The 23,311-nt window shown below is 74.0% G+C and carries 13 protein-coding genes; 8 read left to right on the top strand and 5 right to left on the bottom strand.

Features of this window, described 5'->3' with window-relative positions; translation table 11 throughout:
* Positions 1-210: 210 nt before the first annotated feature.
* The 4 genes from hpaB (at position 211) to JNW98_RS14360 (ending at position 4,501) form a co-directional block, all read left to right on the top strand.
* Entirely contained in the window at positions 211-1,698 is a 1,488-nt protein-coding gene (hpaB, locus tag JNW98_RS14375; protein WP_223768593.1) for a 4-hydroxyphenylacetate 3-monooxygenase, oxygenase component, read from the top strand.
* Positions 1,695-3,194 (top strand): aldehyde dehydrogenase, encoded by a 1,500-nt coding sequence (locus JNW98_RS14370; protein WP_223768592.1) that lies wholly within the window; start codon positions 1,695-1,697, stop codon positions 3,192-3,194. Before hpaB ends, JNW98_RS14370 begins: the two co-directional genes overlap by 4 nt.
* The gene (hpaD, locus tag JNW98_RS14365) at positions 3,191-4,201 is read left to right on the top strand and encodes a 3,4-dihydroxyphenylacetate 2,3-dioxygenase (RefSeq protein WP_223768591.1); all 1,011 of its coding nucleotides are present in this window, start codon (positions 3,191-3,193) and stop codon (positions 4,199-4,201) included. Before JNW98_RS14370 ends, hpaD begins: the two co-directional genes overlap by 4 nt.
* Before the next feature lie 135 nt (positions 4,202-4,336).
* Entirely contained in the window at positions 4,337-4,501 is a 165-nt protein-coding gene (locus JNW98_RS14360) for a hypothetical protein (RefSeq protein ID WP_223768590.1), read from the top strand.
* Positions 4,502-4,678: 177 nt separating this feature from the next.
* Here JNW98_RS14360 and JNW98_RS14355 read toward each other — a convergent pair whose 3' ends face one another.
* Entirely contained in the window at positions 4,679-6,100 is a 1,422-nt protein-coding gene (locus JNW98_RS14355; RefSeq protein ID WP_223768589.1) for a LuxR family transcriptional regulator, read from the bottom strand.
* A 317-nt stretch (positions 6,101-6,417) separates the two neighbouring features.
* On the opposite strand from JNW98_RS14355, the gene JNW98_RS14350 reads away from it, so the two are divergent.
* Genes JNW98_RS14350 through JNW98_RS14340 form a run of 3 tightly spaced genes read left to right on the top strand, consistent with a single transcriptional unit; the run spans position 6,418 to position 11,143 of the window.
* Entirely contained in the window at positions 6,418-7,791 is a 1,374-nt protein-coding gene (locus JNW98_RS14350) for an ATP-grasp domain-containing protein (protein WP_223768588.1), read from the top strand.
* Positions 7,788-9,803, top strand: a complete 2,016-nt coding sequence (locus JNW98_RS14345) for a PEP/pyruvate-binding domain-containing protein (protein WP_223768587.1) — start codon at positions 7,788-7,790, stop codon at positions 9,801-9,803. Before JNW98_RS14350 ends, JNW98_RS14345 begins: the two co-directional genes overlap by 4 nt.
* Positions 9,800-11,143, top strand: a complete 1,344-nt coding sequence (locus JNW98_RS14340; protein WP_223768586.1) for an MFS transporter — start codon at positions 9,800-9,802, stop codon at positions 11,141-11,143. Before JNW98_RS14345 ends, JNW98_RS14340 begins: the two co-directional genes overlap by 4 nt.
* On the opposite strand, the gene JNW98_RS14335 is transcribed toward JNW98_RS14340, so the two are convergent.
* Positions 11,040-11,546 (bottom strand): HAD family hydrolase, encoded by a 507-nt coding sequence (locus JNW98_RS14335; RefSeq protein WP_223768585.1) that lies wholly within the window; start codon positions 11,544-11,546, stop codon positions 11,040-11,042. The two genes, JNW98_RS14340 and JNW98_RS14335, sit on opposite strands and share 104 nt — an antisense overlap.
* Positions 11,547-11,872: 326 nt before the next feature.
* Here JNW98_RS14335 and JNW98_RS14330 point away from each other — a divergent pair, with 326 nt between their 5' ends.
* A complete protein-coding gene (locus tag JNW98_RS14330; RefSeq protein WP_223768584.1) occupies positions 11,873-12,556 on the top strand; it encodes an adenosylcobinamide amidohydrolase in 684 nt (227 codons plus the stop codon).
* Positions 12,557-12,586: 30 nt separating this feature from the next.
* Here JNW98_RS14330 and JNW98_RS14325 read toward each other — a convergent pair whose 3' ends face one another.
* The 3 genes from JNW98_RS14325 to JNW98_RS14315 form a co-directional block, all read right to left on the bottom strand.
* The gene (locus tag JNW98_RS14325) at positions 12,587-13,966 is read right to left on the bottom strand and encodes a DEAD/DEAH box helicase (RefSeq protein WP_223768583.1); all 1,380 of its coding nucleotides are present in this window, start codon (positions 13,964-13,966) and stop codon (positions 12,587-12,589) included.
* A gap of 248 nt (positions 13,967-14,214) precedes the next feature.
* Positions 14,215-21,819, bottom strand: a complete 7,605-nt coding sequence (locus JNW98_RS14320) for a type I polyketide synthase (RefSeq protein WP_223768582.1) — start codon at positions 21,817-21,819, stop codon at positions 14,215-14,217.
* 259 nt (positions 21,820-22,078) lie between these two features.
* Positions 22,079-23,299 (bottom strand): cytochrome P450, encoded by a 1,221-nt coding sequence (locus JNW98_RS14315; RefSeq protein WP_223768581.1) that lies wholly within the window; start codon positions 23,297-23,299, stop codon positions 22,079-22,081.
* Positions 23,300-23,311 lie beyond the last annotated feature (12 nt).

Raw genomic sequence — 23,311 nt, 5'->3', positions numbered from 1 at the left:
TCGGTCGGCCGGTGCGGCACATCCGTACGGGCCGGCGGGCCGCATTCGACCGTTCCGACCGCCGGGGCCGCGCGGGCGGCGTGTATCAGGCCGGTTTTCCGGATGCCCGGGGCAGCCTGGGTACGGCAGAGTCGGTCGGGCACCGCGAGCGGGCCGAGTACGGACGCGCACCGGGGCCCGGTCGTCATCGGACAACCTCGAGGAGCCCGTGTGGCAGCACGCACCGGCAAGGACTTTCTCGACCGGCTCGCCCGCTCGCGCCCCACCGTGCACATCCAGGGCGAGACCCTGACCGGCGGAGTCCGGGACCACCCCGCGTTCCGCAACGTCGTCCGCAGCTACGCCGAGTTGTACGACCTCCAGCATGCCGACGCGCACAAGGACGTCCTCACCTACCCCTCCCCCGCCTCCGGCGAACCCGTCGCGACCTCCTTCCTCGTCCCCACCACCCCTGGCGAACTCCGCAAGCGCCGCGAGGCGTTCGCCCTCCGGGCCGGGCACAGCAACGGCATGCTCGGGCGCACCGGCGACTACCTCAACAGCGCGCTGATGGCCATGGCCACCGCCGCGGACTGGTTCGCCGGGGCGGACCCGGCCTTCGGCGCGAACGTCCGCCGCTACTACGAGCGGGCCCGCGAGCAGGATCTGCTGCTGAGCCACACGCTGATCCCGCCGCAGGTCAACCGGGCCGTGCCGGGGTCCCGGCAGGCCGGTGGGAGCGTCACCGCGCGCATCGTGCGGGAGGACGACAACGGGGTGGTGGTCCGGGGCGCCCGGATGCTGGCCACGATCGCGCCCTTCGCGGACGACCTCCTCGTCCTCCCCTCGACCGTGCTGCGCGGCGCCCCGGAGGACAGGCCGTACTCGTATGCCTTCGCCGTTCCGATGGACACAAAGGGGCTGCGGTGCATCGCCCGCGAGCCGCTCGATCCGGGGCTGCCGCGCCACGACCACCCGCTGGCCTCGCGCTTCGACGAGCCGGACTGCGTCGTCGTCTTCGACGACGTGCACGTGCCGTACGAGCGGTGCTTCCTGCTGGGGGACGCCGAGCGGTGCAACGAGCTGTTCGCCCGGACGTCGGCCGTGGTGCACATGGCGCACCAGGTCGTCGTCCGCACGGTGGCGAAGACCGAGTACGTCCTGGGCCTGGTCTCGCTGCTGACCGAGGCGGTCGGCGTCGACGGGTACCAGCACGTCCAGGAGGACGTGGCCGAGGTGATCCTGACTCTGGAGACGCTGCGGGCGTTCCTGCGCGCGGCCGAGGCCGACGCCGCCGTCAACGAGTTCGGCGTGCTCACCCCCGCCTGGACCCCCCTGAACGCCGCCCGCAACCTCTACCCCAAGCTCTACCAGCGGTTCCCGCAGATCCTGCGGAAGCTCGGCGCCTCCGGGCTGATGGCCACCCCCACCGCCCTCGACGTCACCGGGCCGGCCGCCGCGGACATCGACGCCTACCTGCAGGCGGCGACGCTGCCGGGGGCCGAGCGCGTGAAGCTGTTCCGGCTGGTGTGGGACACCTGCGTCTCGGCCTTCTCCGGCCGGCAGGCCCTGTACGAGTACTACTTCTTCGGCGACCCGGTCCGCATGGCCTCCGCGTACGTCGCCTCCTACGACCGGGAGCCGTACAAGGCCCGCGTGCGCTCCTTCCTCGACGGCTACGCGGCCGCGGAGGCCCGGCGGGGGCGGGGGCCGGCGTGAGCGGCCGCTCCACTCCCCCGGCACCCTCCGTCATCGCTCACTGGATCGGCGGGGAACCGGCCGAGGCCGCCGACGGCCGCGTCCTCGACGTGACGGACCCGGCCTCGAACCGGGTGTACACCCAGGTGGCCAGGGGCGGGCCCGCCGATGTCGCCCGGGCCGTGGACGCCGCCGGGGCCGCCTTCCCCGCCTGGGCGGCGGCCTCGCCCCAGGAGCGCGCCCGCGTCCTGCACCGCGTCGCCGACGCCGTCGAGGAGCGCCGCGAGCGGCTCGCCGCCGCCGAGTCGTACGACTCCGGCCTGCCGATCGGCCAGGCCCGGGGCCAGGCCCACCGCGCCGCCGAGAACTTCCGCCACTTCGCCGGCGTGATCACCACGCTCGGCGAGGACGCCTGCCGGCAGGGCGGGGCGGGCGCCGAACAGCTGAGCTACGTGGTCCGCGTCCCCGCCGGGGTCGCGGGCCTGATCACCCCCTGGAACACGCCCTTCATGCTGCAGAGCTGGAAGCTCGCGCCGGCCCTCGCGGCGGGGTGCCCGGTCGTCCTCAAACCCGCCGAGTGGACGCCGCTGTCGGCCTCGCTGTGGCCGGAGATCCTCACCGCGGCGGGTGTGCCGGCGGGCGTCGTGAACATCGTGCACGGCACCGGCCCGGAGGCCGGGCAGGCGCTCGCCGACCACCCCGGGGTCCCGCTGATCTCCTTCACCGGCTCGACGGCCACCGGCCGCCGCGTCCTGCGGTCCTGCGCCGACCACTTCAAGGCCGCCTCCATGGAACTGGGCGGCAAGTCCCCCGTCGTCGTCTTCGCCGACGCCGACGTGGAAGCGGCCCTGGACGCCGTCGTCTTCGGCGTGTTCTCCCTCAACGGCGAGCGCTGCACGGCGGGTTCACGGCTGCTCGTCGAGCGCCCGCTGTACGGGGAGTTCGTCCGCCGCCTCACCGACCGCGCCGCACGCGTACGCGTCGGCCCGCCCTCCGACGCGGCCACCGAGGTCGGGCCGCTCGTCCACGCCGACCACTACCGCCGCGTCCTGGAGTACGTCCGGAGCGGCCGTGAGGAGGCGCGCCTCGTGGCCGGCGGCGAGCGGCCGGTCCACCTCCCCGAGGGCAACTACCTACGGCCTACCGTCTTCACCGACGTACCGCGCGAGGCGCGCGTCTTCCAGGAGGAGATCTTCGGGCCCGTCCTCACCGTGACCGCCTTCGACGGCGAGGACGAGGCCGTCGACCTGGCCAACGCCACCCGCTACGGCCTGGCCGCCTACGTCTGGACCTCGGGCCTCCGGCGCGGACACCGCCTCGCCCACGCCATCGACTCCGGCATGGTCTGGATCAACTCCCACAACGTGCGCGACCTGCGCTCGCCCTTCGGCGGCACCAAGGCGTCCGGCGTCGGCCGCGAGGGCGGCGCGCGCGGCATCGACTTCCACACCGAGGCCAAGACCGTCCACGTCGCGGTCGGCGACGCGCGCCCACCGCGGTTCGGAGGCACACCATGACCACCCGCCACCACCCGGCTCCCGACATCGTCCGCGCCGCCTACGCCCAGCTCACGGTCACCGACCTGGCTCAGGCCCGCTGGTTCTGGGCCGACCTGCTCGGCCTCCACGTGCAGTACGAGGACGGCGACACGCTCTGCCTGCGCGGTACGGACGAACTGACCCACCACTCCGTCGTCCTGCGCCTGGGCGACACCGCCGCCCTGGACCACCTCGCCTACCGGGTCCGCACCCCGGACGACGTGGCCAGGGCGGAGCGGTTCTTCGGCGGGCTCGGCTGCCCGACCTCGCGCGTGCCGGCGGGCGGCGGCACGCCCGGCGTCGGCGAGGCCGTCCGCGTGGTCGACCCGCTCGGCTTCCCCGTCGAGTTCTTCCACGGCATCGAGCGCGGTGAACGCCTCATCCAGCGCTACGACTTGAAGCACGGCGCGGAGGTCGCCCGGCTGGACCACTTCAACATCTGCACCCCCGACGTCCCCGCGGCGTACGCGCACTACGCGTCCCTCGGCTTCCGCTGCTCGGAGACCATCGAGGGCGACGCCGACGAGCTGTACGCGGCGTGGATGTACCGGAAACCGACCGTCCACGACGTCGCCTTCACCGCGGGAGCCGGACCTCGCCTGCACCACCTGGGTCTCGCGACCCACGAATCCCATCAAATCCTGCGCGCCGCCGACCTCCTCGGCGCCCTCCACCAGGAACACCGCATCGAACGCGGCCCCGGGCGCCACGGCGTGTCCAACGCCTTCTACCTCTACCTCCGCGACCCCGACGGCCACCGCGCCGAGATCTACACCTCCGACTACTACACCGGCGACCCGGACCACGAGACCTACCGCTGGAACGTCCGGGACGACCGCCGCCGCGACTTCTGGGGCAACGCCGTCATCGAGTCCTGGTACAAGGAGGCGTCCCCGGTGCGGGGTCTGGACGGGGCCGTCCGGCCGGTCTCGGAAGGGGTGCCGGCCGGGCCCTCCGCCCGCGTGGGAGCGGACGGGCTGGGCTGACGGACGTGACTGGCCGCACGGCCCGGAACGTACGCACCGGGGTCGAGCCGCATCAGGACCCCGGATTGTCAGTGGTGGCCTCTACCGTGGTGACACGACGCTTGGCACGTCCGAAGAGAGCAAGGGGGAGGCGGCATGCCCGAGTGGGCTCTCGCGATACTCATTCCGGTCGGCCTGCTGGCCGTGGGCCTGGGGGCGTTCCTGATATGGGCCCGTCTGGGGACGAAGGAACCGTTGAAGCACGACAACCAAATCACGGAGACCCATTTCGGCGTCGGTGAAGGGCCCGGCAGCAACTGACCGGCGGCACCTGACTCGGCACGGGTGCCCGGCGTCACCCGGCGTCACGGGCGGACCGGTCAGGCCCACGAGGTGTACGGCGCCCGGCTTCGGAGGCCCGGCCCGCCGGCCGACCGAGGCCGGCCGGCGGGCCGCACAGAAGTTCACACCCCCGAAGGTCCGCCGCCGCCCCGCCCGTCAGACCGCGCTGTGCGGATGGGCCGCCGTGGCGGAGCGCGGGGGCCAGGCGCACGGGGCCAGGATGCCGAGGACGTAGGCGCGGGCGACGAGGGCCGGGCGGGTCGCCGCGCCCAGGAGCTGCCGCAGGCGGCTGAGGTGGTAGTCGACCGTCTGCCGGGACAGTTGCAGCGAGGTGGCGATGTCGCCGTTGCTGCTGCCTTCCGCCAGGAGGGAGAGGATGCGGACCTGCGCGGCGGTGAGCGGCGCGTGTGCCTCGTGGGCGAGGCTCTGGTGCGTGACGACGGCCCAGACGTGCCGGGCCCGGCCGGCGGAGTGGCCGGTCGTCGTCAGGTGGAGCCGTGCGCGGCGTCGCAGCCCTTGGGCGTCCACGAGCACCACGGAGGTCTCCACCCGCCTGGTGCGGCGCGCTATCAGGCCGTTCCAGCGCCGGAGCAGCCGGTCGAGGTCGGGTTCCGGGGCGAGCAGGGTGTGCGCACGGCGGCCGACCAGGTCGTGCGGGCTGACCCGGAGGAGTTCGGCCGCCGCCGCGCTCGCCTCGACCACGCGCCCGTTCGCCGAGAGCAGCGCGCAGGGCAGGCCGCTGTGGTCGCGCAGGGCCTGCAGGTTCTCCTCTGCCTCCTGCCACCGGACCGTGGCGCGCAGGTGGTCCGTGACGTCCACGTAGATTCCGGCGACGCAGGTCTGCGCGTTCTCCCGGACGGGGAAGCGGTGGCCCACCGCCCGGCCCGCGCTGCCGTCCCGGCGCCGGTAGCCGACGGTGTGGCGCACCGGCGTGCCCCGGCTGAGTATCTCCTGGTCGAGGGTGCGGAACCGGTCGGCCTCGGCGGGCTCGTCGAGGTCCTCTATGTACTTGCCGACGACCTCGTCCGGGACCGTGCCGTAGAGGTGCCCGTAGGCGTGGTTGGCCCACAGGTAGCGTCCGTCGCCGTCCCGTATGAAGGCGGCGGCCGGGGCGAGGTCCACCAGGTCCGCGAAGGCCGCGTCCCCGCGCGGGGCTTCGGGGCGGGCGCCGGCCTCCACCGCGAGACCGCGCGTACGACGGCGGGCCCGGCTCTCGCCCGGGGGCCTGCCGGCACCGAAAGCCCGGCCGGCATCGAAGGCCCGCCCGGAGTCGAAGGTCTGGCCGGCGTCGAAGGCCCGGCCGGAGTCGAAGGTCTGGCTCACCTCGACAGCCCGGCTCACCTCAATAGCCCGGCTCACCTCGAAGGTGCGGCCGTCGAACCGGATTTGCCGGCGGCCCTCCCGTGGCGAGTGCCCCGGTTCGGGGAGTTCCCGGAGCAACCGGTCGAGGAAGCGCCGTTCCGTGCCGGTGTCGGCGAAGGCGCCGCCTCCCTGTTCCAGCACCTGCCCTGTCTCGTCGGCTTCCCACCAGAACACGGGAAGGTGCTCAAGCAGCGCTTTGAGCCTGGAATCATCCACTGCGGTCTCCGTCCGTATACGACTTCCTGACGCTCAGTCACATAACGCCGGATGTCCCGACTTCGCTCCGCACACGCCCGGTTTCCGGCCGTTGCCACTGAGGCAAGAGTGACGGCGGAGACGAAGGCCCTCCGGGACTCAGGCAAATGCCTGAGTCCCGGACTCCCGCGGAGACATCACGGGCCTCCGCATCCTGGTCTCCTTGAGTGAGCGGGTGAACACGCCCCGCCACGCGGGCCGCAGAGCCCTCGGAACCACCACGCGTTCCCCCGGCATACGGCGATCCGTCGAAACCGGACGATTGGAGACGAACTTCCGTGAGCAAGGTGCTGCTAGTGCATGCCAAGGGTGGTCCGCCGCTCGGTCACGTCCTGTCCCGGACGGCCGCGAAGGCGGACGTGCACCTGCTGGCGCTCAGCGCTCTTCCTCCCGCCGTGGCAGGCTCCGCCGGCAGACTGTGCGCCTCGGTCGTGACGCCGGCCGACGCGCACCACCCCGACCTGGTGTCCCTGATCGTCGCCCGGGCCGAGGCCGTGGGCGCCGACGCGGTGCTCACCTTCTCCGAGTACGCGGTCGTGGCCGTCGCCGAGGCGTGCGAGGCGCTCGGCCTCAAAGGGGCGGGCAGCGCCTCCGCCCTCGCTCGCGACAAGCGGCTGATGCGCAGCACCTGGCGGCAACACGGCCTGCCGCAGCCCGAGTTCCGTCCCGTGGACACCGAGGCCGACCTGCACGCGGCGGCGCGTGCCCTGCCGGGGCCGCTGCTGCTCAAGGCGGCCTGGAGCGCCGGGTCGACCGCGCACCAGATCATCCGCTCCCCGCACGAGGTGCCGGCCGCCTGGGCCCGCTCCCGTGACGTGATGGCCGAATCGGCCCGACTGGGCTTCGCGGAACTGCATGTGGCCGAGGCCGACGCGGACTACGTGGTCGAGCGGATCGTCACCGGCACCGCGTCGGACTGGTTCGACGAGTCCGGCTGGGGCGACTACGTGAGCGTCGAGGGCGTCGTGACGGACGGCGTCTTCCGTCCGGTGTGCCTCAGCGGGCGGATGCCCACGGTCGAGCCGTTCACCGAGCGCGCGAGCATCACCCCCGCCCTGCTGTCCGAGGACGCCCAGGACCGGATCGTGGACCTGGCCCGCCGTGCGGTCGACGCCCTCGGCCTGCGCGACTGCGGGACCCACACCGAGATCAAGCTCGGCGCCGACGGCGGCATGTGGCTGATAGAGACGGCCGCCCGGTTCGGCGGCGCGATGACCGTGCCGCAGATCGAGGAGGTCTTCGGGCTCGACCTCGTCGGCATGCTCGTCGACCACCTCCTCGGACGCCCCGTCGCATGGCCCGAGCGGGCGCTGACCCCGGCGGAGGCGCGCGGCGCGGCCGGCTCCCTCGTCGTCCTCGCGGTCGACGGCCACGGCCGGGCCTGGCCGGACCGCAGGGTCTGGGACTTCGGCGCCGTCGCGGCGGACGTCCCCCTCAGCCGGGGCAGCCGCCTGTCGGTGGTCCCGGAGAGCTCGCTCCCCGACGGCAGTGCCGTGCCGGTGTACGACCCGGCCGCCGGCGCCAACACCATGGCGGCCCTGTGCCTGCTCTCCGCCGCCGACGCGCGGACCGTGCTCCGCGACTTCGAGACCCTGGTGGACGCCCTGCCCCGGGTGCTGCCCGCCGCCCAGCCGCAGGAGGTTCCGGCATGACCGCCGAGTTGCTCACCGGTACCGCCGAACCGGCCACGGACCGCACGGTCGTCGGCGAGAACCTCTCGCTGCCGCTCTTCCGCACCCTCTCCGGTGTCCTGGCGGGACACCCGTACCTCAAGGTCGTCGTCGACCGCGCCGAGAACACCTGGCACCTGCTCGACACCGCCGCGCACCCCTTCCACGTCAATTACATCGCCACCAGCGTCCTGGGCATGGACCTGGCCGCACTCGACGCGGACCTCGACGCCTTCAACGCCTCCGTCTACACGGACCCCGGGCGCCGCTTCCTGCTCGGCGTGCTGTCCCTGCACACCGACGAGGACACGGAGGGCCGCGAACGCACGTTCCTCGTCCTGGAGACGACCGAGGCCGACACCATGCACGGGGAACTCCTCGTGTTCTTCTACGAGTTCGTCCGCGCACGGGTCGACGGCAGGCTGCCGCTGCTCCTCAAACCCGCCAACCACGGGCAGGAGGAGGAACTGGCGGCGATCAGCGAACAGCGCGTGCCGCGTATCCTCAGCCACGAGCTCTTCGGCTCCCGGACCCGCACGCCGCTCAACCCCGGCGAGGCCACCGGGCGGCTGCGGTACTTCCGTACGCACGACGAGTACACGGCGTACGCGGCGGAGGCCGGGCTCGGCTGGGCGGACATCGTGGCCATGCCCTGCCTGCCGGACGACGTCCCCCGGGTCGCCGGGTTCCTCAACACCGCGCCGATCACCCCGCTCTCGCACACCAACGTCCTCGCCTCCGGCTGGGGCATCCCCAACGCGATCGTGCGCGACCTGGACCAGCTCGTCGAGAAGGGCGGCCTGGACGGCGCGTGGGTGCGCTACCGGGTCCGCGAGGACGAGATATCCCTGGAGCGGCTCGACGACGAACCCGACCTGCGGCCCCCGGCCTGGCACCGGCAGCGCATCCGCCTCGAACCGCCGCTGCTCGAGGACGTCCCCGTGCTGGCCCTGCACCGGCTGCGCGGCACCGACCGCGACCGCTACGGCACCAAGGCGGCCAACCTCGGCGAGCTGCACCACGTGCTCGACAGCCGTACGGCCGACCTGACCGCCTTCTACGGGCGGCCCCGCCCGCCGCGTGAGGACCTCTACGGGCACCTCGCGGCCCGCCTCGGCCTGGACGCCCCCTCACCCGCCGAACTACGTGCCGCCGCCGCCGACTTCGCGGCCGCGACGGTCGGCGCACCCGAAGGCATCGCGCTGCCCTTCGCGCTCCAGCAGCGCTTCCTGGCCTCCTCCCCCGCCATCCAACAGGGCATCGGCAAGCTCAAGATGGCACTCGAACTCGACGCCGGCGACGTCCTGGACTCGCTCTGCCTGCAGCTCCAGCACCTGATCCGGCACACGCCCGTCCCCGAGTCGGTCACCCGGCAGATCAGTCAGGCCCTTCCCGCCTCCACCGGCTCGCACGGCCGGCTGGTGGTGCGCTCCTCGTCCAACGCCGAGGACCTTCCGGGGTTCTCCGCGGCGGGCGTCTACGACTCCGTCACCACCACCCACGGAACCGACGGACTCCTGGACGCCGTACGCCAGGTGTGGGCCTCGCTGCTCTCGCCCCGCGGCGTGCGCCTCCGCCACCAGGTCGGCATCTCCCTGGACGACACCTACATGGGCGTCATCGTCCAGGAGTACGTCCCCGCCTCCCTCGGCGGCGTTCTGGTGACCTGCGACCCGACCCGCCGCGGCGACTTCCGCAACGTCTACCTCAACTGCTCCCCCGGCTCCCCGGAGCGGGTGGTCGAGGGTTCGGTCCTGCCGCAGCAGTACCTGTACAACACCGTGGAGGGCGGCGGCCGTACCGTCTCCCTGGGCTCCGCGGGCGAGGAGCTCCCCGCCGCCACCCGGGCCCGGCTCGCCGACCTGTGCCTGACCGGGCGGCTCCTGCAGTCCCACTTCAGCGCGTCCGACGTGGACCGGCCGCTGGACGTCGAGTGGCTGATGACCGACCGGGGCGACTTCCGGCTGGTCCAGATCCGTCCGTACGCGCTGTGAGGGCGCGCACCGGCGGACGGGCGGCGGGCACCGGCCTCACCCTCACCGCCCGCCGGATCATCCGGCTCAACTACGGCTTCCAGCTGCTGTTCAACCTGCTGTGGTGGATGCCGGTGTTCTACGCCTACCAGAAGGCGGCCGGGCTCTCGGACGGGCAGATCTTCGGCATCCAGAGCATCTACTACGTGGCTTTCTGCCTGTTCGAGATCCCGACGGGCCTGATCGCCGACCGGATCGGCACCCGCAACTGCCTCCGGGCCGGCGCGGTGGTCATGACCGCGGCGAACCTGGCTCCGGTGGTCAGCGCCTCCTACGCCGGCTTCCTCGTCCACTTCCTGGCCATCGCCGCGGGCCGTTCGCTCACCTCGGGAGCGGCCAGCGCCTACCTGTACGACGGTCTGCGCGCCGAGAAGTGCGACGAGCATTACCTGAGGGCGGAGGGCACCGCCCGGGCGCTGGGGCTCGTGGCGAAGGTCGTGTGCTGGCCGCTGGTCGGGCCACTGATGGCCGTGGCGCATCCGGCCCCGTACGTGCTCAGCGCCGCCAGCGCGGCGGGCTCCCTCGCCTGCGCCGTCGCCCTGCCCCGCCTCGCGGGGACGGGCGACGGTACGGGCGGAGGGCGCGGGGGCGGGCGCGGGGGCGGCGCGTTCCTGCGGGACGCGGGCACCGCGCTGCGCTGTGTCGCCTCCTCGCCGTGGCTGGCGCTGCTGATGGTGCAGGGCGTGGCGGTCTTCACGCTCTCCCGGATCTGCCAGGTCAACCTCTTCCAGCCGATCCTGCTGGACCACGGCATCGCGGAGGCCTCGCACGGCAGTGTGATGGCGGCGATGACGGTGGCGGAGGCGGTGGCGTCGGCCCGCCCGCAGTGGCTGAGCCGCCGCCTGCCACCGGTCGCCTGGGTCTCGGTCCTCAGCCTCGCGCTGGCGGGCAGCCTGGCGGCCATGACGTTCGGCGGGCCGTGGGCCGTCGTCGCGCTGCTCTGCCTGTTCGCCGCCGCGACCGGCTTCGCGTATCCCGTCCAGCGCAAGCTGGTGAACGACGCGGTGCCCGCGCACGCCCCGCGCGCCACGCTGCTCTCGGTCGAGAGCATCGTGGACCGCGCGGTGTGCGCCCTGGCCGCGATCGCCGTGGGCGCCTACCTCGCCGCCGGGCGCCTGGACGCGTTGCTGTGGCACAGCGCGCTCGCCACGGCGGTGCTGCTCGGCGTCCTCCAACTGCTGCTGCGCAGTGGGGCGGTCAGGCGGGAGAGCGCCGGCCGAGGAGTTCGACCAGCCGGACCGGAAGAAACGCGGGCCGGTACGGCCGACCGACCTGATACGGCACGAAACCGAGCGAGGTAGCCGCTCTGACCTCCTCGGCCGTCTCGGCCTCATAGACGACGCGGCACCGGCCCGAACCGGCCTTCGCCCGCTGCCAGAGAGCGGGGGCCGGTTTGCGTTCCGCCTCGGTGCGCGGGGTGAGGACGCGGTCGCCGAAGTCCTTCCACGCGAAGGGCGCGGACCCCTGCCACACGGCGTCGACCTCCTTCCGCAGCCTGGCGGCGCGCTCGGCGTCGGTCGCGCCCCAGGACGGCGGCACATTGGTGATCAGCCCGACGGGAACGCGGCGTGCGCGCAGGGCGCGCAGGTAAGCGTCCGCGCCGGGCCGGTAACCGATGCCGCCGTCACCGGCGGTGTGCACCAGGGTCTCACCCAGATCGAAGTACACGATGGGGCAGCCCCGTTCGCGCACGTCGGCAGCCACTCTCGTGACTCCGCCCGCGTCTTCGGGGAGCGCCACGCTTGGTGTGGCGCTCCCCACGGCCCACACCAGAGCCGCGCTCACCGCGACACTCGCGCGCCCGCACCCCTTGAAAACGGACCTGTTCATACGTCATCACCCGTTCCTCGTGCACACCGGTCCACGACACCCCCGCCCTTGCGCGGGCCTTCCTCGGAGATCACCGCACCGGCGGCCCTTGAAACCCACGGCGGCGCCGTGATGAACACCACGACGACCGGCGGCCTGTCGGCGAGAACGCGTACGATCACTCACGCCCGCCTTGCTCCCACCCCGAGGAACGCCCCTCCGTGCCCGCTTCCATAGCCGCGCCGTCGGCCACCACCGGTCTCCTACGTCTCCGGCACCTGACGCGGACCGAGGACGGCGAGCTACTGCAGGCGCTGCTGTGGCGGGCGGGTCCTGGTTGGCGGATGGCCAGCAGCGCACTCCTCGGTGGTGGCATCGCCGAGCGGACCTGGGTTCTCAACGCCCAGGTCGCCCACGGGTACCGGCGCACCGACCCGGCGGCGCACCTGGCCGGCATCGCCCGGGCGGCCGGGGTGGACGGCGAGGGGGTGGGGCTGATGACGGCGGCCGATGTCTCCGCCTACGGCAGGGCGTACGACGACGGTGTGGAGGCGGTGGCGACCGCGGGCATCGCCGTGCGCGGCTGGGCGGCTTCTCCGCAGGAGGGCACCGTGGGACCCGAGGCGCCCGGCACCATCAACATCATCGCCGCCGTGCCGGTGGCGCTGACCGATGCCGCCTTGGTCAATGCCGTGGCCACGGCCACGGAAGCCAAGGTGCAGGCGCTGCTGGAGGCCGGCTACGACTGTTCCGGCACGCCCACCGACGCGGTGTGCGTCGCGGCGCGTGTGCCACGGCCCGGCGACGAGACCCATCTCTTCGCCGGACCGCGCTCGCTGTGGGGTGCCCGCCTGGCACGAGCGGTCCACCAGGCGGTTCGAGCGGCCGTGCCCGCGTCGCCCTGACGCAGCCGCTCCCGCCCGGCCGACCGAGGCTCAGGCGCCGCGCCGCACCCGGGCCGCCTTGCGGGCCTCCGCGAGCTTGCGGGCCTCGGTGCTCTTGCGGGACGGCTTGCCGCCGGAGCCGCTCTTCGCGTCCTTGGTGCTGCCCAGGCCGCGGAACGGGACGTTGTGGTTCTTGGGGCGGGATACGGCCGGTCCGCCGTCGAGCGGCTCGCCGGAGGGGGCCCGCGCGCCGGTGATACGGCTCAGCTCCGCCTCCCCGGAGCGCACCTTGGTGACCTTGGACGCGACGCCGGCGTCCGCCATGACCTGGCCCGCCTCGCGGCGCTGCCCCGTCAGGACGAGTGTCACGACGGTGCCGGAGCGGCCGGCCCGGGCCGTGCGGCCCGCGCGGTGCAGATAGTCCTTCGGGTCGGTGGCCGGGTCGACGTTGACCACGAGGTCCAGGTCGTCGACGTGGAGGCCGCGCGCGGCGACGTTCGTCGCCACCAGGGCGGTGACCTGCCCGTTCTTGAACTGCGCCAGGGTCCGGGTGCGCTGCGGCTGTGACTTCCCGCTGTGCAGGGCGGCGGCGGCCACCCCGCTGGCCCGCAGGTGCCGCGTGAGCTGGTCGACGCCGTGCTTGGAGTCCAGGAACAGCAGGACGCGGCCGTCCCGGGCGGCGATCTCCGTGGTCACGGCGTACCGGTCGGGGCCGTGCACGACGAAGACGTGGTGCTCGATCGCGGACACCGCGCCGGCCGAGGGGTCCACGGAGTGGACGGCGGGATCGCGCAGGTAGCGCCGCACCAGCTCGTCGACGTCGCGGTCGAGGGTGGCGGAGAACAGCATCCGCTGCCCGTCGGGACGCACCTGGTCCAGGATCTCGCTGACCTGCGGCAGGAACCCCATGTCACACATCTGGTCCGCTTCGTCCAGGACCGTGATGCGCACCCGTCCCAGTCGGCAGTCCTTGCGCTCGATGAGGTCGTGCAGCCGGCCGGGTGTGGCGACGACGATCTCGGCGCCCTCCCGCAGCAGGGCGGCCTGCCGCCCGATGGACACCCCGCCCACCACGGTGGTGAGCCGCAGCCGCAGCGCCTCGGCGTACGGGGCGAGCGCCTCACCGACCTGCTGCGCCAGCTCCCTGGTCGGCACCAGCACGAGGGCCAGCGGCTCCTTGGACTGCGCGCGCCGCCCGGCCGTCCGGGCGAGCATGCCCAGCCCGAAGGCGAGGGTCTTGCCGGATCCCGTGCGGCCCCGTCCCAGGACGTCCCGCCCCGCGAGCGCGTTCGGCAGCGCCGCCGCCTGGATGGGGAAGGGCGTGGTCACACCCCGCTCGTCGAGCACCCGCAGAACGTCGGCCGGCAGCCCCAGCTCCGCGAAGGACGCCACCGCGGGCCGCGCCGAAGGGGCGCCCGACGCCTCGGACACAGAGTCCTGTCGCCGGACATCCGCACGTGCTGATCCGCTGCTCACAAAAAGCCTTCCGTCGAGTCGAAGAGGTCGAAGGTCGAAGGTCGAAGAGACCGAACCGAGGAAGGCGCGGCCGGGTCGCGGTCACCAGCCACGGACACCGCGAGGAGCACCGACACGGCGACGATGCGAACAGGTGAGCCTAGCACGGAGCACACCGCCCGGGCCTCCCACGGCGACCGAGGGGGCCCTCGTCGCCCCGCCCCTCACCGTTCCCCGGGAGTCCGTTCCGCGCCTCGCGACGGCGACTCCGCCTCGGCGGTGATGCCCAGGCGGAGCAGGACGAGGTGCGAGATGTCGGTGATGGTGCCGCCGCTGCGCAGGAGCTCCAGCGGGGGGATCTCGATGTCGAACCGTTTGCGGAGGGAGACCAGGAGTTCGGCGAGCATGAGGGAGTCGAGCCCGTACTCGTCGAGGCGCCGGTCGGGGTCGATGTCCCGCTCGTCCAGGTGGAGGACGTCGGCCATCAGCCGGGTGAGGGTGGCGGCGACGGCTCGTGACGCCTCCTCGTAGGGCATGGTGGCGAGGAACCGGAGGATCTCCTCCTGGGTGTGGTCCGCTTCCTGGAGGTGTTCGGGCAGGAGGGAGGCGCAGCGGGGGGAGTCCAGGAGGGGGAGGACGCCGCGGAGGCGGCCCCAGTTGTAGCGGCCCAGGCCGGCGACGGCGGTGCCCTGGGCGATCAGCAGGCCGCCGGTGGCGAGGGCTTCGCGCGGGTCGAGGGGTTCGATGCCGACGGCGGCCAGGGTGCGGGCGAGGCCGGTGCGGGCGACGTAGCCGGTCTCGCCGATGGCGCCCCAGGCGATGGCCTGGGCGGGCAGGCCCCGCTGCCTGCGCCGCCGGGCGAGCGCTTCCAGGTGGAGGTTGGCGGCGACGTAGCCGGCCTGGCGGATGTTGCCGAGGAAGGTGGTGCCGGAGGAGTAGAGCAGGAAGGTCTCCAGGGGCCGGTCGGCGAGGAGGCGTTCGAGGACGGCGGCTCCGGCGACCTTGGGGGTGAGGACGGCGGCGAGGCGTTCGTCGGTGAGGTCGGCCAGCGGGTCGTCGTCCAGGTGCATCGCGCAGTGCAGGACGCCGTCGACCGGGTGTCCGGTGGCGTCGACGAGCTCGATGACGCGGCGCATGCCGTCCGGGTCGGCCGCGTCGGCCGCGTACGCCGTGGCGGTGACGCCGCGTCCGGCCAGGTCGGCCAGGAGGGCGGCGGCTTCCGGTGCCCGGTGGCCCCGGCGGCTGACCAGGGCCAGGCGGCGCACCCCGTGGTCCGCGAGCCACCGGGCGCCGGTGGCGCCGAACCCGCTCGTGCCCCCGGTGACCAGATAGGTGCCCCGGGATCCGAACCGGGGTGCGGTGACGGGCCGTTCGACGACCGGGGGCTCGTCCAAGGGGTCGAACGTGACGACGACTTTGCCGATGTGGCGTGAGTGCTGCAGCAGCCGGAACGCCTCGGCCACCCGGGCGGCCGGGTAGGTGCTGTGCGGCAGGGGCCGGTAGGAGCCGGCGTGGACGCGCCGGGTGACCTCGGCGAACAGGCGGGCGCCCCGGTCGGGGTCGAAGGCGAGGGTGGTCAGGTCGACGCCGAAGAAGGCCAGGTTGTGACGGAAGGGCCGCAGGAGGAGGGGCTGGTTCTCGTAGATGTCGCGCTTGCCCAGTTCGATGAACCGGCCGCCGGGGCGCAGGAGTTCCAGCCCTCTCGTGATGGCCTCGCCCGCCAGGGAGTTGACCACCACGTCGACTCCCCCGCCCTCGGTGGCGTCCATGACCTGTGCGGCGAAGTCGAGGGCGCGGGAGTCGACGACGTGGTCGGCGCCGAGGTGCCGCAGCAGCTCCCGCTTGGCGGGGGTGCCGGCCGTGGCGACGACGCGCGCGCCGCACAGCCGGGCGTGGCGCAGCGCGGCCAGGCCGACGCCTCCCGCGCCGCCGTGAACCAGGACCGTCTCCCCGCGACGCAGGCGGGCGAGGTCGTGGAGGCCGTAGTGGACGGTGGCGAAGACGACGGGGAGCGTGGCGGCTTCCGCGAAGGACATCCCGTGCGGCATGTGTCCGACGGCCTGGGCGACGGTGCGCGTCCGGGACGCGAGGGAGGCCGGTGCGAGGGCGAAGACGCGGTCGCCGGGGCGGAACGCGGTGACGCCGTCGCCGACGGCGGTGACGACGCCGGCGCACTCCAGGCCCGGGCCCGTCTCCGTGTAGGTGCCCTCGACGGCCTCCGCGGGCAGGAGGCCGACGGCCTGCATGACGTCCCGGTAGTTGAGGGCCGCGGCGCGTACGTCGATGGCGACCTCGCCGGGGCCCACCGGTTCCTGGGTGCGTTCCACCCAGACGGGCCGGTAGGAGAGGCCGGGCGTGCGGATCTCCAGGGCGTACGCGGTGGTGGGTGCGGCGGTCGTGGTGGTGTGGCCGGCCGGCAGCGGCAGTTCCCTGGGGGCGAAGCGGCCTCCGGAGCGGGTGAGGGCCACCTCCGTCTCGTCGGTCGTTGCGAGCAGTTCGCGGGCCAGGCGCCGGGCGTCGGTCTCCGTCCGGCCGGAACGGTCCAGCGAGACGGTGCGCATGGACACCCCGGTTTCCTCGTTGGCCAGGGTACGCATGATGCCCCAGACGGCGGCGTCCTCGGGCGCGAGCGGGCGTTCGGGCGGGGGCAGGGCGCCGCTGGGCCGGGTGACCACGATCAGCTCCGCCCGGGCGCCTTCCGGCGGGCGGGTGCCGGCGGCCGTGATCCGCCTCAGAAGTGCCGCGCGCCGGGTGGTCAGCGCGACGGCGGCGGTGGGCTCGGGCAGGTGGTGCGCGCCGAGGATGACGCAGGTCCCGGCGGTGCCACCGCTCGGTGTCGCGGGCCGGGGCGCGGTCGTGTCCTCCACGGCGTCCACGCGGTGGGCGGCGCCTCCCTCCGGCCGCGGGAGACGGGCGGCCACCGCCCGCGCCAGGGTGAGTTCCTCGCGCGTCTCCGCCACGATGTGCCAGGGGCGCCCGGGCCCGGGCGCCCGCGCCGGTCGCCGGGTGGAGCGTCGCGGCGCGTTGGCGAGCAGGACGGAGAAGTCGTCGCGGCAGGGCGCGGTGTCGTCGCCGGTGCGGACGGCGTCGGTGAAACCGCAGCGGGTGAGCAGGGCGACCCACCGGTCGGCCGTCAGGAGGGGCGAGTCGGGGCGTTCGTCGTGGTCGGTGCGGTCCCAGAAGGTGTCCAGGGTGCCGAAGAAGGGCGCCAGGACGTACGGGTCGTGACTCTCGACGGCCAGCAGCAGGCCGTTCGACGCCGTCAGCGCCGCCACGTTGCGGACGGCGGTCTCGGCGGACCGCGCGGTGTGGAGGGCGTTGGCCGCGACGACGATGTCGAAGGTTCCCTCGGCCAGGCCCTGCCCGACGGGGTCGGCATCGAGGTCGAGGGTACGGAAGGTGAGGAAGTCGTAGGCGGCGAAGCGGTGTTCGGCTCGGGTGAGGAAGGCCGGGGAGACGTCGGTGAAGACGTACTGGGTGCGCTCGGGAGGCAGCAGCGGCAGCAAGGCCGCCGTCGTACCGCCGGTGCCCGCGCCGACCTCCAGCACGCGCAGGGGGCGGTCGTCCGGCCATCGCTCCACGACGACGCGCAGGAGCGCCTGCGCCAGCCGGTTGTGGAAGCGGCCGATGACCCCCGTGTCGTACAGCTGCTCGAGATCGGCCAGGCCGCCTTCGGAGAGCAGGTGCTCGACCGGGTGGTGTCCGCCCGTGGCCCGCAGCGCGCGCAGGCCGTGGAGCGCCAGGCGGCCTTCAGGGGCGTAGCGGGGGAAGCGCAGGATCAGGTCGCGCAGCGCCCCGGCGCCGTCGAACCGGGTGCGGAGCAGCCGGTGCCCGCCGGCGCCGTCCCGGCCGAGCAGACGGTGACGGCGCAGTTCGGGCAGCATCGCGACGAGGAAGGCCGCGTGCCGGGGAAGCGTGCCGGCGCGGAGGAGGTCGGCCGGTGTGAAGGAGGCGTCCGGGCGCGGGAGGACGTCGGCGAGGGCGGCGGCGTAGCAGTGGGCGGCGGCCCTCTTGAGCGCCGCCGCGAACCGGGGGTAGTCGTGACCGTGCCAGTCGGCGCGCAGCGCCGCCACCTGTCGCGTGGCCGCCGAGGCGATGTCCGTCGCGGTCATCGGCGGCTCGCCCGGCGACAGTGCGTCCGATACCGGCTCGTCGAGAGGAGTGACCGCCCGGAGGACGGTGTGGTGGACGGTCACGGGGGTGCGGTGGGCTCCGGCCAGCCGGCGGAGGCGGCAGCTCCGCAGCTCGGCGCTGACCCGGCCGTCGTCGTCCGTGATCAGGACGTCCCAGCACACCTCGGTCCCGGAGGCCGAGAGCGGGCGCACGTACGCCCACCCGGTCGCCGCCGGGCGGTGCCACACCCGGGCGGCACCGATCGCGGCCGGCAGGTACACGGCGCCGTCCGCCACGGCCTCGCCGAGCAGCGGCGCCCCCGCCTGCAAGGCGGCGTCCAGCAGGGCCGGGTGGGCGGTAAACGGGTCGTCCGCCGCCTGGTGCCGGTAGGCCGCCAGCACCTCGCCGTCGCCCACGTGCAGCACGTCGAGGAGCCGGAAGGCGGGCCCGTAGCGCAGTCCGGCCCGGCCGACGGACTCGTAGTGCTCCGCGCCGGTGACGGTACGGGGGCAGCGCGCCCGGGCGGCGGCCACGTCGACGTCCGCCGGGGCGTGACCGTACAGCGCCCGGACCCGTGCCCGTACATGCGGGCGCGGCCGCTGGGCCCGGGCGTCGGTGCTGGTGATGTGCACCCGCCCGTCATCGGGGCTGATCGCGAGCTGGACGCGGACGCTGCCGGCGTCCGCCCATGGGACCACCAGGGGGCGGGTGATCTCCAGATGGTCCACTTCGGCCGCGCTCTCCAGCGAGAGTTTCCCGGCCGCCAGGGCCATCTCCACGTAGGCGGTCGCCGGGACGACCACGGATCCGGCCAGTTGGTGATCGGCCAGCCAGGGCACGAGGACCGGTTCCACCGTCCCTTGCCAGGTCGGCCACGGCGCGGGCAGCCGCTCGCCCAGCAGAGGGTGCTCCAGTTCGCCGGACCCGCTGGTGCGCAGCCAGCTGTGGGGCGTGCCGTTCCAGTGGCGTTCCCGCTGCCAGGGGTAGGCGGGCAGGTCGGCCACCGCGCCCCTTTCGGGGAAGTACGCGCGCCAGTCCGGCTCCGCACCCTGGGCGAGCAGCGTGGCGACGGCCCGTCCCATCGCCTCCGCGCCGGGTTCGCCCCGCCGCAGCGTGCCGGTCACCGCGATCGTCGTGCGCGGCCGGCTGGCGGCGATCCGCCGCAGGAAGGGGCTCAGGACGGGATGCGGGCCGACCTCCAGGAGGATGTCGGCACCGAGGTCGAGGGCGCGTTCGACGGCGGGGGCGAACGCGACGGGTTCGCGGACGTTGCGCCACCAGTACGCCGCGTCCAGGCCGGCGCCGTCCACCGGCTGCCCGGTCACGGTGGAGATCATCGGCACGGCCGGGGGCGCGGGCCGCAGGTCCGCGAGCGCCTCCCGCAGCGGCTGCTCGACGGGGTCCATGGCCACGCTGTGGAACGCGTGGTCCACGCCGAGTTCCGTGCCGGCCACCCCCCTCTCCCCCAGCCGCGCCAGGAACGCGCGCACGGCGTCGGCCGGGCCGGCGACGGTCACGTCGCGCCCGCTGTTGACGGCGGCCACCTCCAGCCCGGGGTGGCCGGCCAGCGCCTTCCGGGCATCGGCCTCGCCGAGCGCCACGGCCGCCATCCGGCCCGATCCGGCGGTGTCCGCCTGCCGTGCGCTGCGCGCCGCGACCACCCGGGCCGCCTGCCCCAGGTCGAGCACGCCCGCCACGTATGCGGCCGCCACCTCGCCGACGCTGTGCCCGAGCACGCAGTACGGCATGATGCCCTGCTCCGCCAGGAGCCGGGCCAAGCCGACCTGGACGGCGAACAGCAGCGGCTGCGCGACCCGCGTCAGCGCCATGCGCTGCGCCTCCGGCGGCGCCGCGAGCTCGTCGAGCGGTGACCAGCCCAGGAGCGGCGAGAGACGCTCGTCCGCCTCCGCGACCGCCGCGCGGAACGCGGCGCTGTTCTCCAGCAGGTCGGCGGCCATGCCGGCCCACTGCGACCCGTTGCCCGGGAAGACGAACGCGACCCGTCCGTGCTCGACCGCCTGAGACGTCATCCCCAGGCCCTGGAGCCCCTCGCCGAGGGCCGGTTCCGGGTCCGCGGGAGGCGCGGGAGGCGCGGGAGCCGACTCGGCCGGTGCCGCGGGGGCCTGCGCCTCCGTTCCGGGGCCGTGTTCCGGGAGCGTGAAGGACCGCAGCAGCGGGACGGCCGTCCTCGCGGTCGCCAGGACGGCCAGCCGGTGCGGATGGAGTCCGCGGCGCCGGCACGCGGTGTAGGCGATGTCGTGGAACTCGCCCTCGCTGAAGCCTCGTTCGAGCTGGGCGGCCATGGCGGCGGCGGCCTCGGCCAGCGCCGGCGCCGTGCGCGCCGAGACGACGAGCGGCAGGGGCCTTCCCGCGAGACCCGGCCCCGGCGACTCACGGTCCGACGCCGCGCCGGGGCCGGCCGCCAGAGCCACATGAGCGTTCGAGCCGCCGAATCCGAAGGAGTTGACGCCGACGACGGGACGGACGACGGCCGCGGTCGGACGCGCCTCGACGGCCGGCGCGATGTTCAGCCCGCCGAAGTCGATGTCGGGATGGGCGGGGACGGCGTGCAGCGTCGGCGGGACGGTCCGGTGCCGGAGCACGAGGAGGGCCTTGAGCAGGCCCACGATCCCCGAAGCGGGCTCCAGATGACCGAAGTTGGTCTTCACCGAGCCGATGGGCAGGACCCCGGTGGTCCGCCGCCGCCCCAGGGCCCGGCCGATGGCCCGGCACTCCACGGGGTCCCCGACGGGGGTCCCCGTACCGTGCGCCTCCAGGTACACGAGCTCGTCCGGGTCGATGCCCGCCCCCTCGTACACCGACCGCAGCAACTCCTCCTGCGCCGGCGCGCTCGGCAGGGCGAGACCCATGGTCCGGCCGTCGCTGTTCGTCCCCGTGCCCAGGATCAGACCGTGGATCCGGTCGCCGTCGGCCACGGCGTCCGCCGCCGGCTTCAGCACCACCACACCGCCGCCCTCCGCCCGGACGAAGCCGTCGGCGGCGGCGGAGAACGCGGCGCACCTGCCCGTCGGCGACAACATGGCCGCCTGGGAGAACCCGACGAAGTGGTAAGGGCTCAGCAGGACGTTCACTCCCGCGCACAGCGCCGCCGCGCTGGTGCCGTCCGCCAGGGTGCGGCACGCCCGGTCCAGCGCCACCAGCGAGGACGAACACGCCGTGTCCACCACCATGCTGGGCCCGCGCAGGTCGAAGAAGTGCGACAGCCGGTTCGCCGCGATGGACGACGCGCCGCCGGACATGGTGTAGGCGTTGACCGCCTCGGGGTGCATCATCTGCAGGCCGCCGTACGACGTGTCCGACACCCCGACGAACACGGCCGTGTCCGAACCGGCCAGCCGCGCGGGCGCGATGCCCGCGTCGTCCAGCGCCTCCACGGCCAGCTCCAGCAGCAGCCGGTGCTGCGGGTCCATCCGCGACGCTTCCTTGGGGGCGATCCCGAAGTACCCGGCGTCGAAACCGGCGACGTCGTCGAGGAATCCCCCCGCCGCCGTACAGCTCTTGCCGCTGCGCGGCATCGACGTGTCGACGAACCGGCGCGCGTCGAACCGGTCCGCCGGCACTTCCCCGACCAGGTCCCGCCCCTGCTCCAGCACCTCCCACAGGGCGGACAGGTCGCCGACGCCCCCGGGCAGCCGGCACGACACCCCGACGACCGCGACCGGACCTCCACCAGGACCCGACGGCAGTACGGCCATGGCACCCCCCACACGCCAGGAGCGAGACGCCCCATAACGAGACAATGACCCCCACAGGGGGTTACCCCTCGCGGGCGGCCCGTTCACCCGCCCCGTCGGTCGGGGATACGTTCGGTCGCTCCGGCCCCTTCCCCGTCCCGCGGAGGTGACCAGGGCCGGCCGGGCTCGGCCGGTGTCGGTGAACCACCGGGCGTGGACGGCGCTCTTGGCGTACGGGCGGCGTTCGGTGACGAGGTGAGGGTGAGAGCGCCCGTCGGCTTCAGGCCGCGTGCACCCGGACCGGCAGGCTCTGCAGCCTGCGCATCGTGCTTTCCGGCCGCAGTACCGCGGGCCCGGCGGGTTCGATCCGGCCCCAGACTGCCGGCAGCCGACTGAAGACGATCTCCGCTTGCAGACGGGCCAGTTGAGAGCCGAGGCAGTAGTGAGCACCGCCGGCGAAGGAGAGGTGGGGCCCTTCGTCGCGGATGATGTCGAAGCGGTCCGGGTCGGTGAACCGGTCGGGGTCGCGGTTCGCGGCCGCGAGCACGGCCACGACCAGGGCGCCGGCCTCGATTTCCAGACCCGCGAGGGTCAGCGCCGTCCGCGCGCGGCGGGCCATGACCTGGACAGGGGGGTCGTAGCGCAGCATTTCCTCGACGGCGGACGCCGTGAGGTCCGGCCGGCGGCGCAGCAGTGCGAACTGCGCGGGGGTGTCGAGGAGCGCGCGCAGGCCGTTGCCGAGCATATGGGCCGCGTTGCAGCCCGCGACGAACAAGGTGGCGGCGAGGGCGACGACTTCGAGAGTGTCCAGGCCCGATTCGTCCCGGGACGATTCCAGCCGGCTCAGCAGGTCCGGAGCGGGGTGCCGGCGCTTTTCCGCGAGCACGTCGGTGAAGTAGGCGTACAGTTCGCGGGCCGCCGCGGCCGTCCGGGCGAGCGTCGGTTCGTCGGTGAAGGGCTCCACGAGTGCCGCCGCCGCTTGGGCGACCGTCGCGAGGAAGGGGCGGTCCGCGGCGGGGACGCCGAGGAGTTCGGCGGTCACATGGAGCGTCAGGGGCCGGGCCACAGCGGCCATGAAGTCGCCGTGGTCGGCCAGGCCGGCGACGCACGTCTCCGCATGGCGGGTGACGGACGCGCGCAGCCGCTCGACGGCGTCGGCGGTGAAGGCCGATGCGACCGCGCGGCGCAACCGGGTGTGGTCCGGGGGGTCGCTGAACGGCAGGATCCCCACGAGGGAGTGGAGGGAGGCCCCGGCCCTGCCGTGCGTGCTCCAGACCGTCGGCCGGGCCGCTCCGAGGTCGCGGTGGCGGATCGCGGTGGCGCAGTCCTCGTAACGGGTCAGCACCAGCGTGCCGTTGGAGGTGCGCAGGAGCGGTGCCATGGTGCGCAGCCGGTGGTACGTCGCGTACTGCCCTTCCCGCGCGTCGGCCACGACCGAGGCGAGGAGCGCTTCGGCCGCGGGGTCCACACCGATCTCGCGCGGGCTCACCGGAGAAGTCATTTCCCCTGCCCT

The organism is Streptomyces huiliensis (genome assembly GCF_020037025.1).
GTDB lineage: Bacteria > Actinomycetota > Actinomycetes > Streptomycetales > Streptomycetaceae > Streptomyces > Streptomyces huiliensis.
This window is presented reverse-complemented; position numbering and strand designations above follow the sequence as displayed.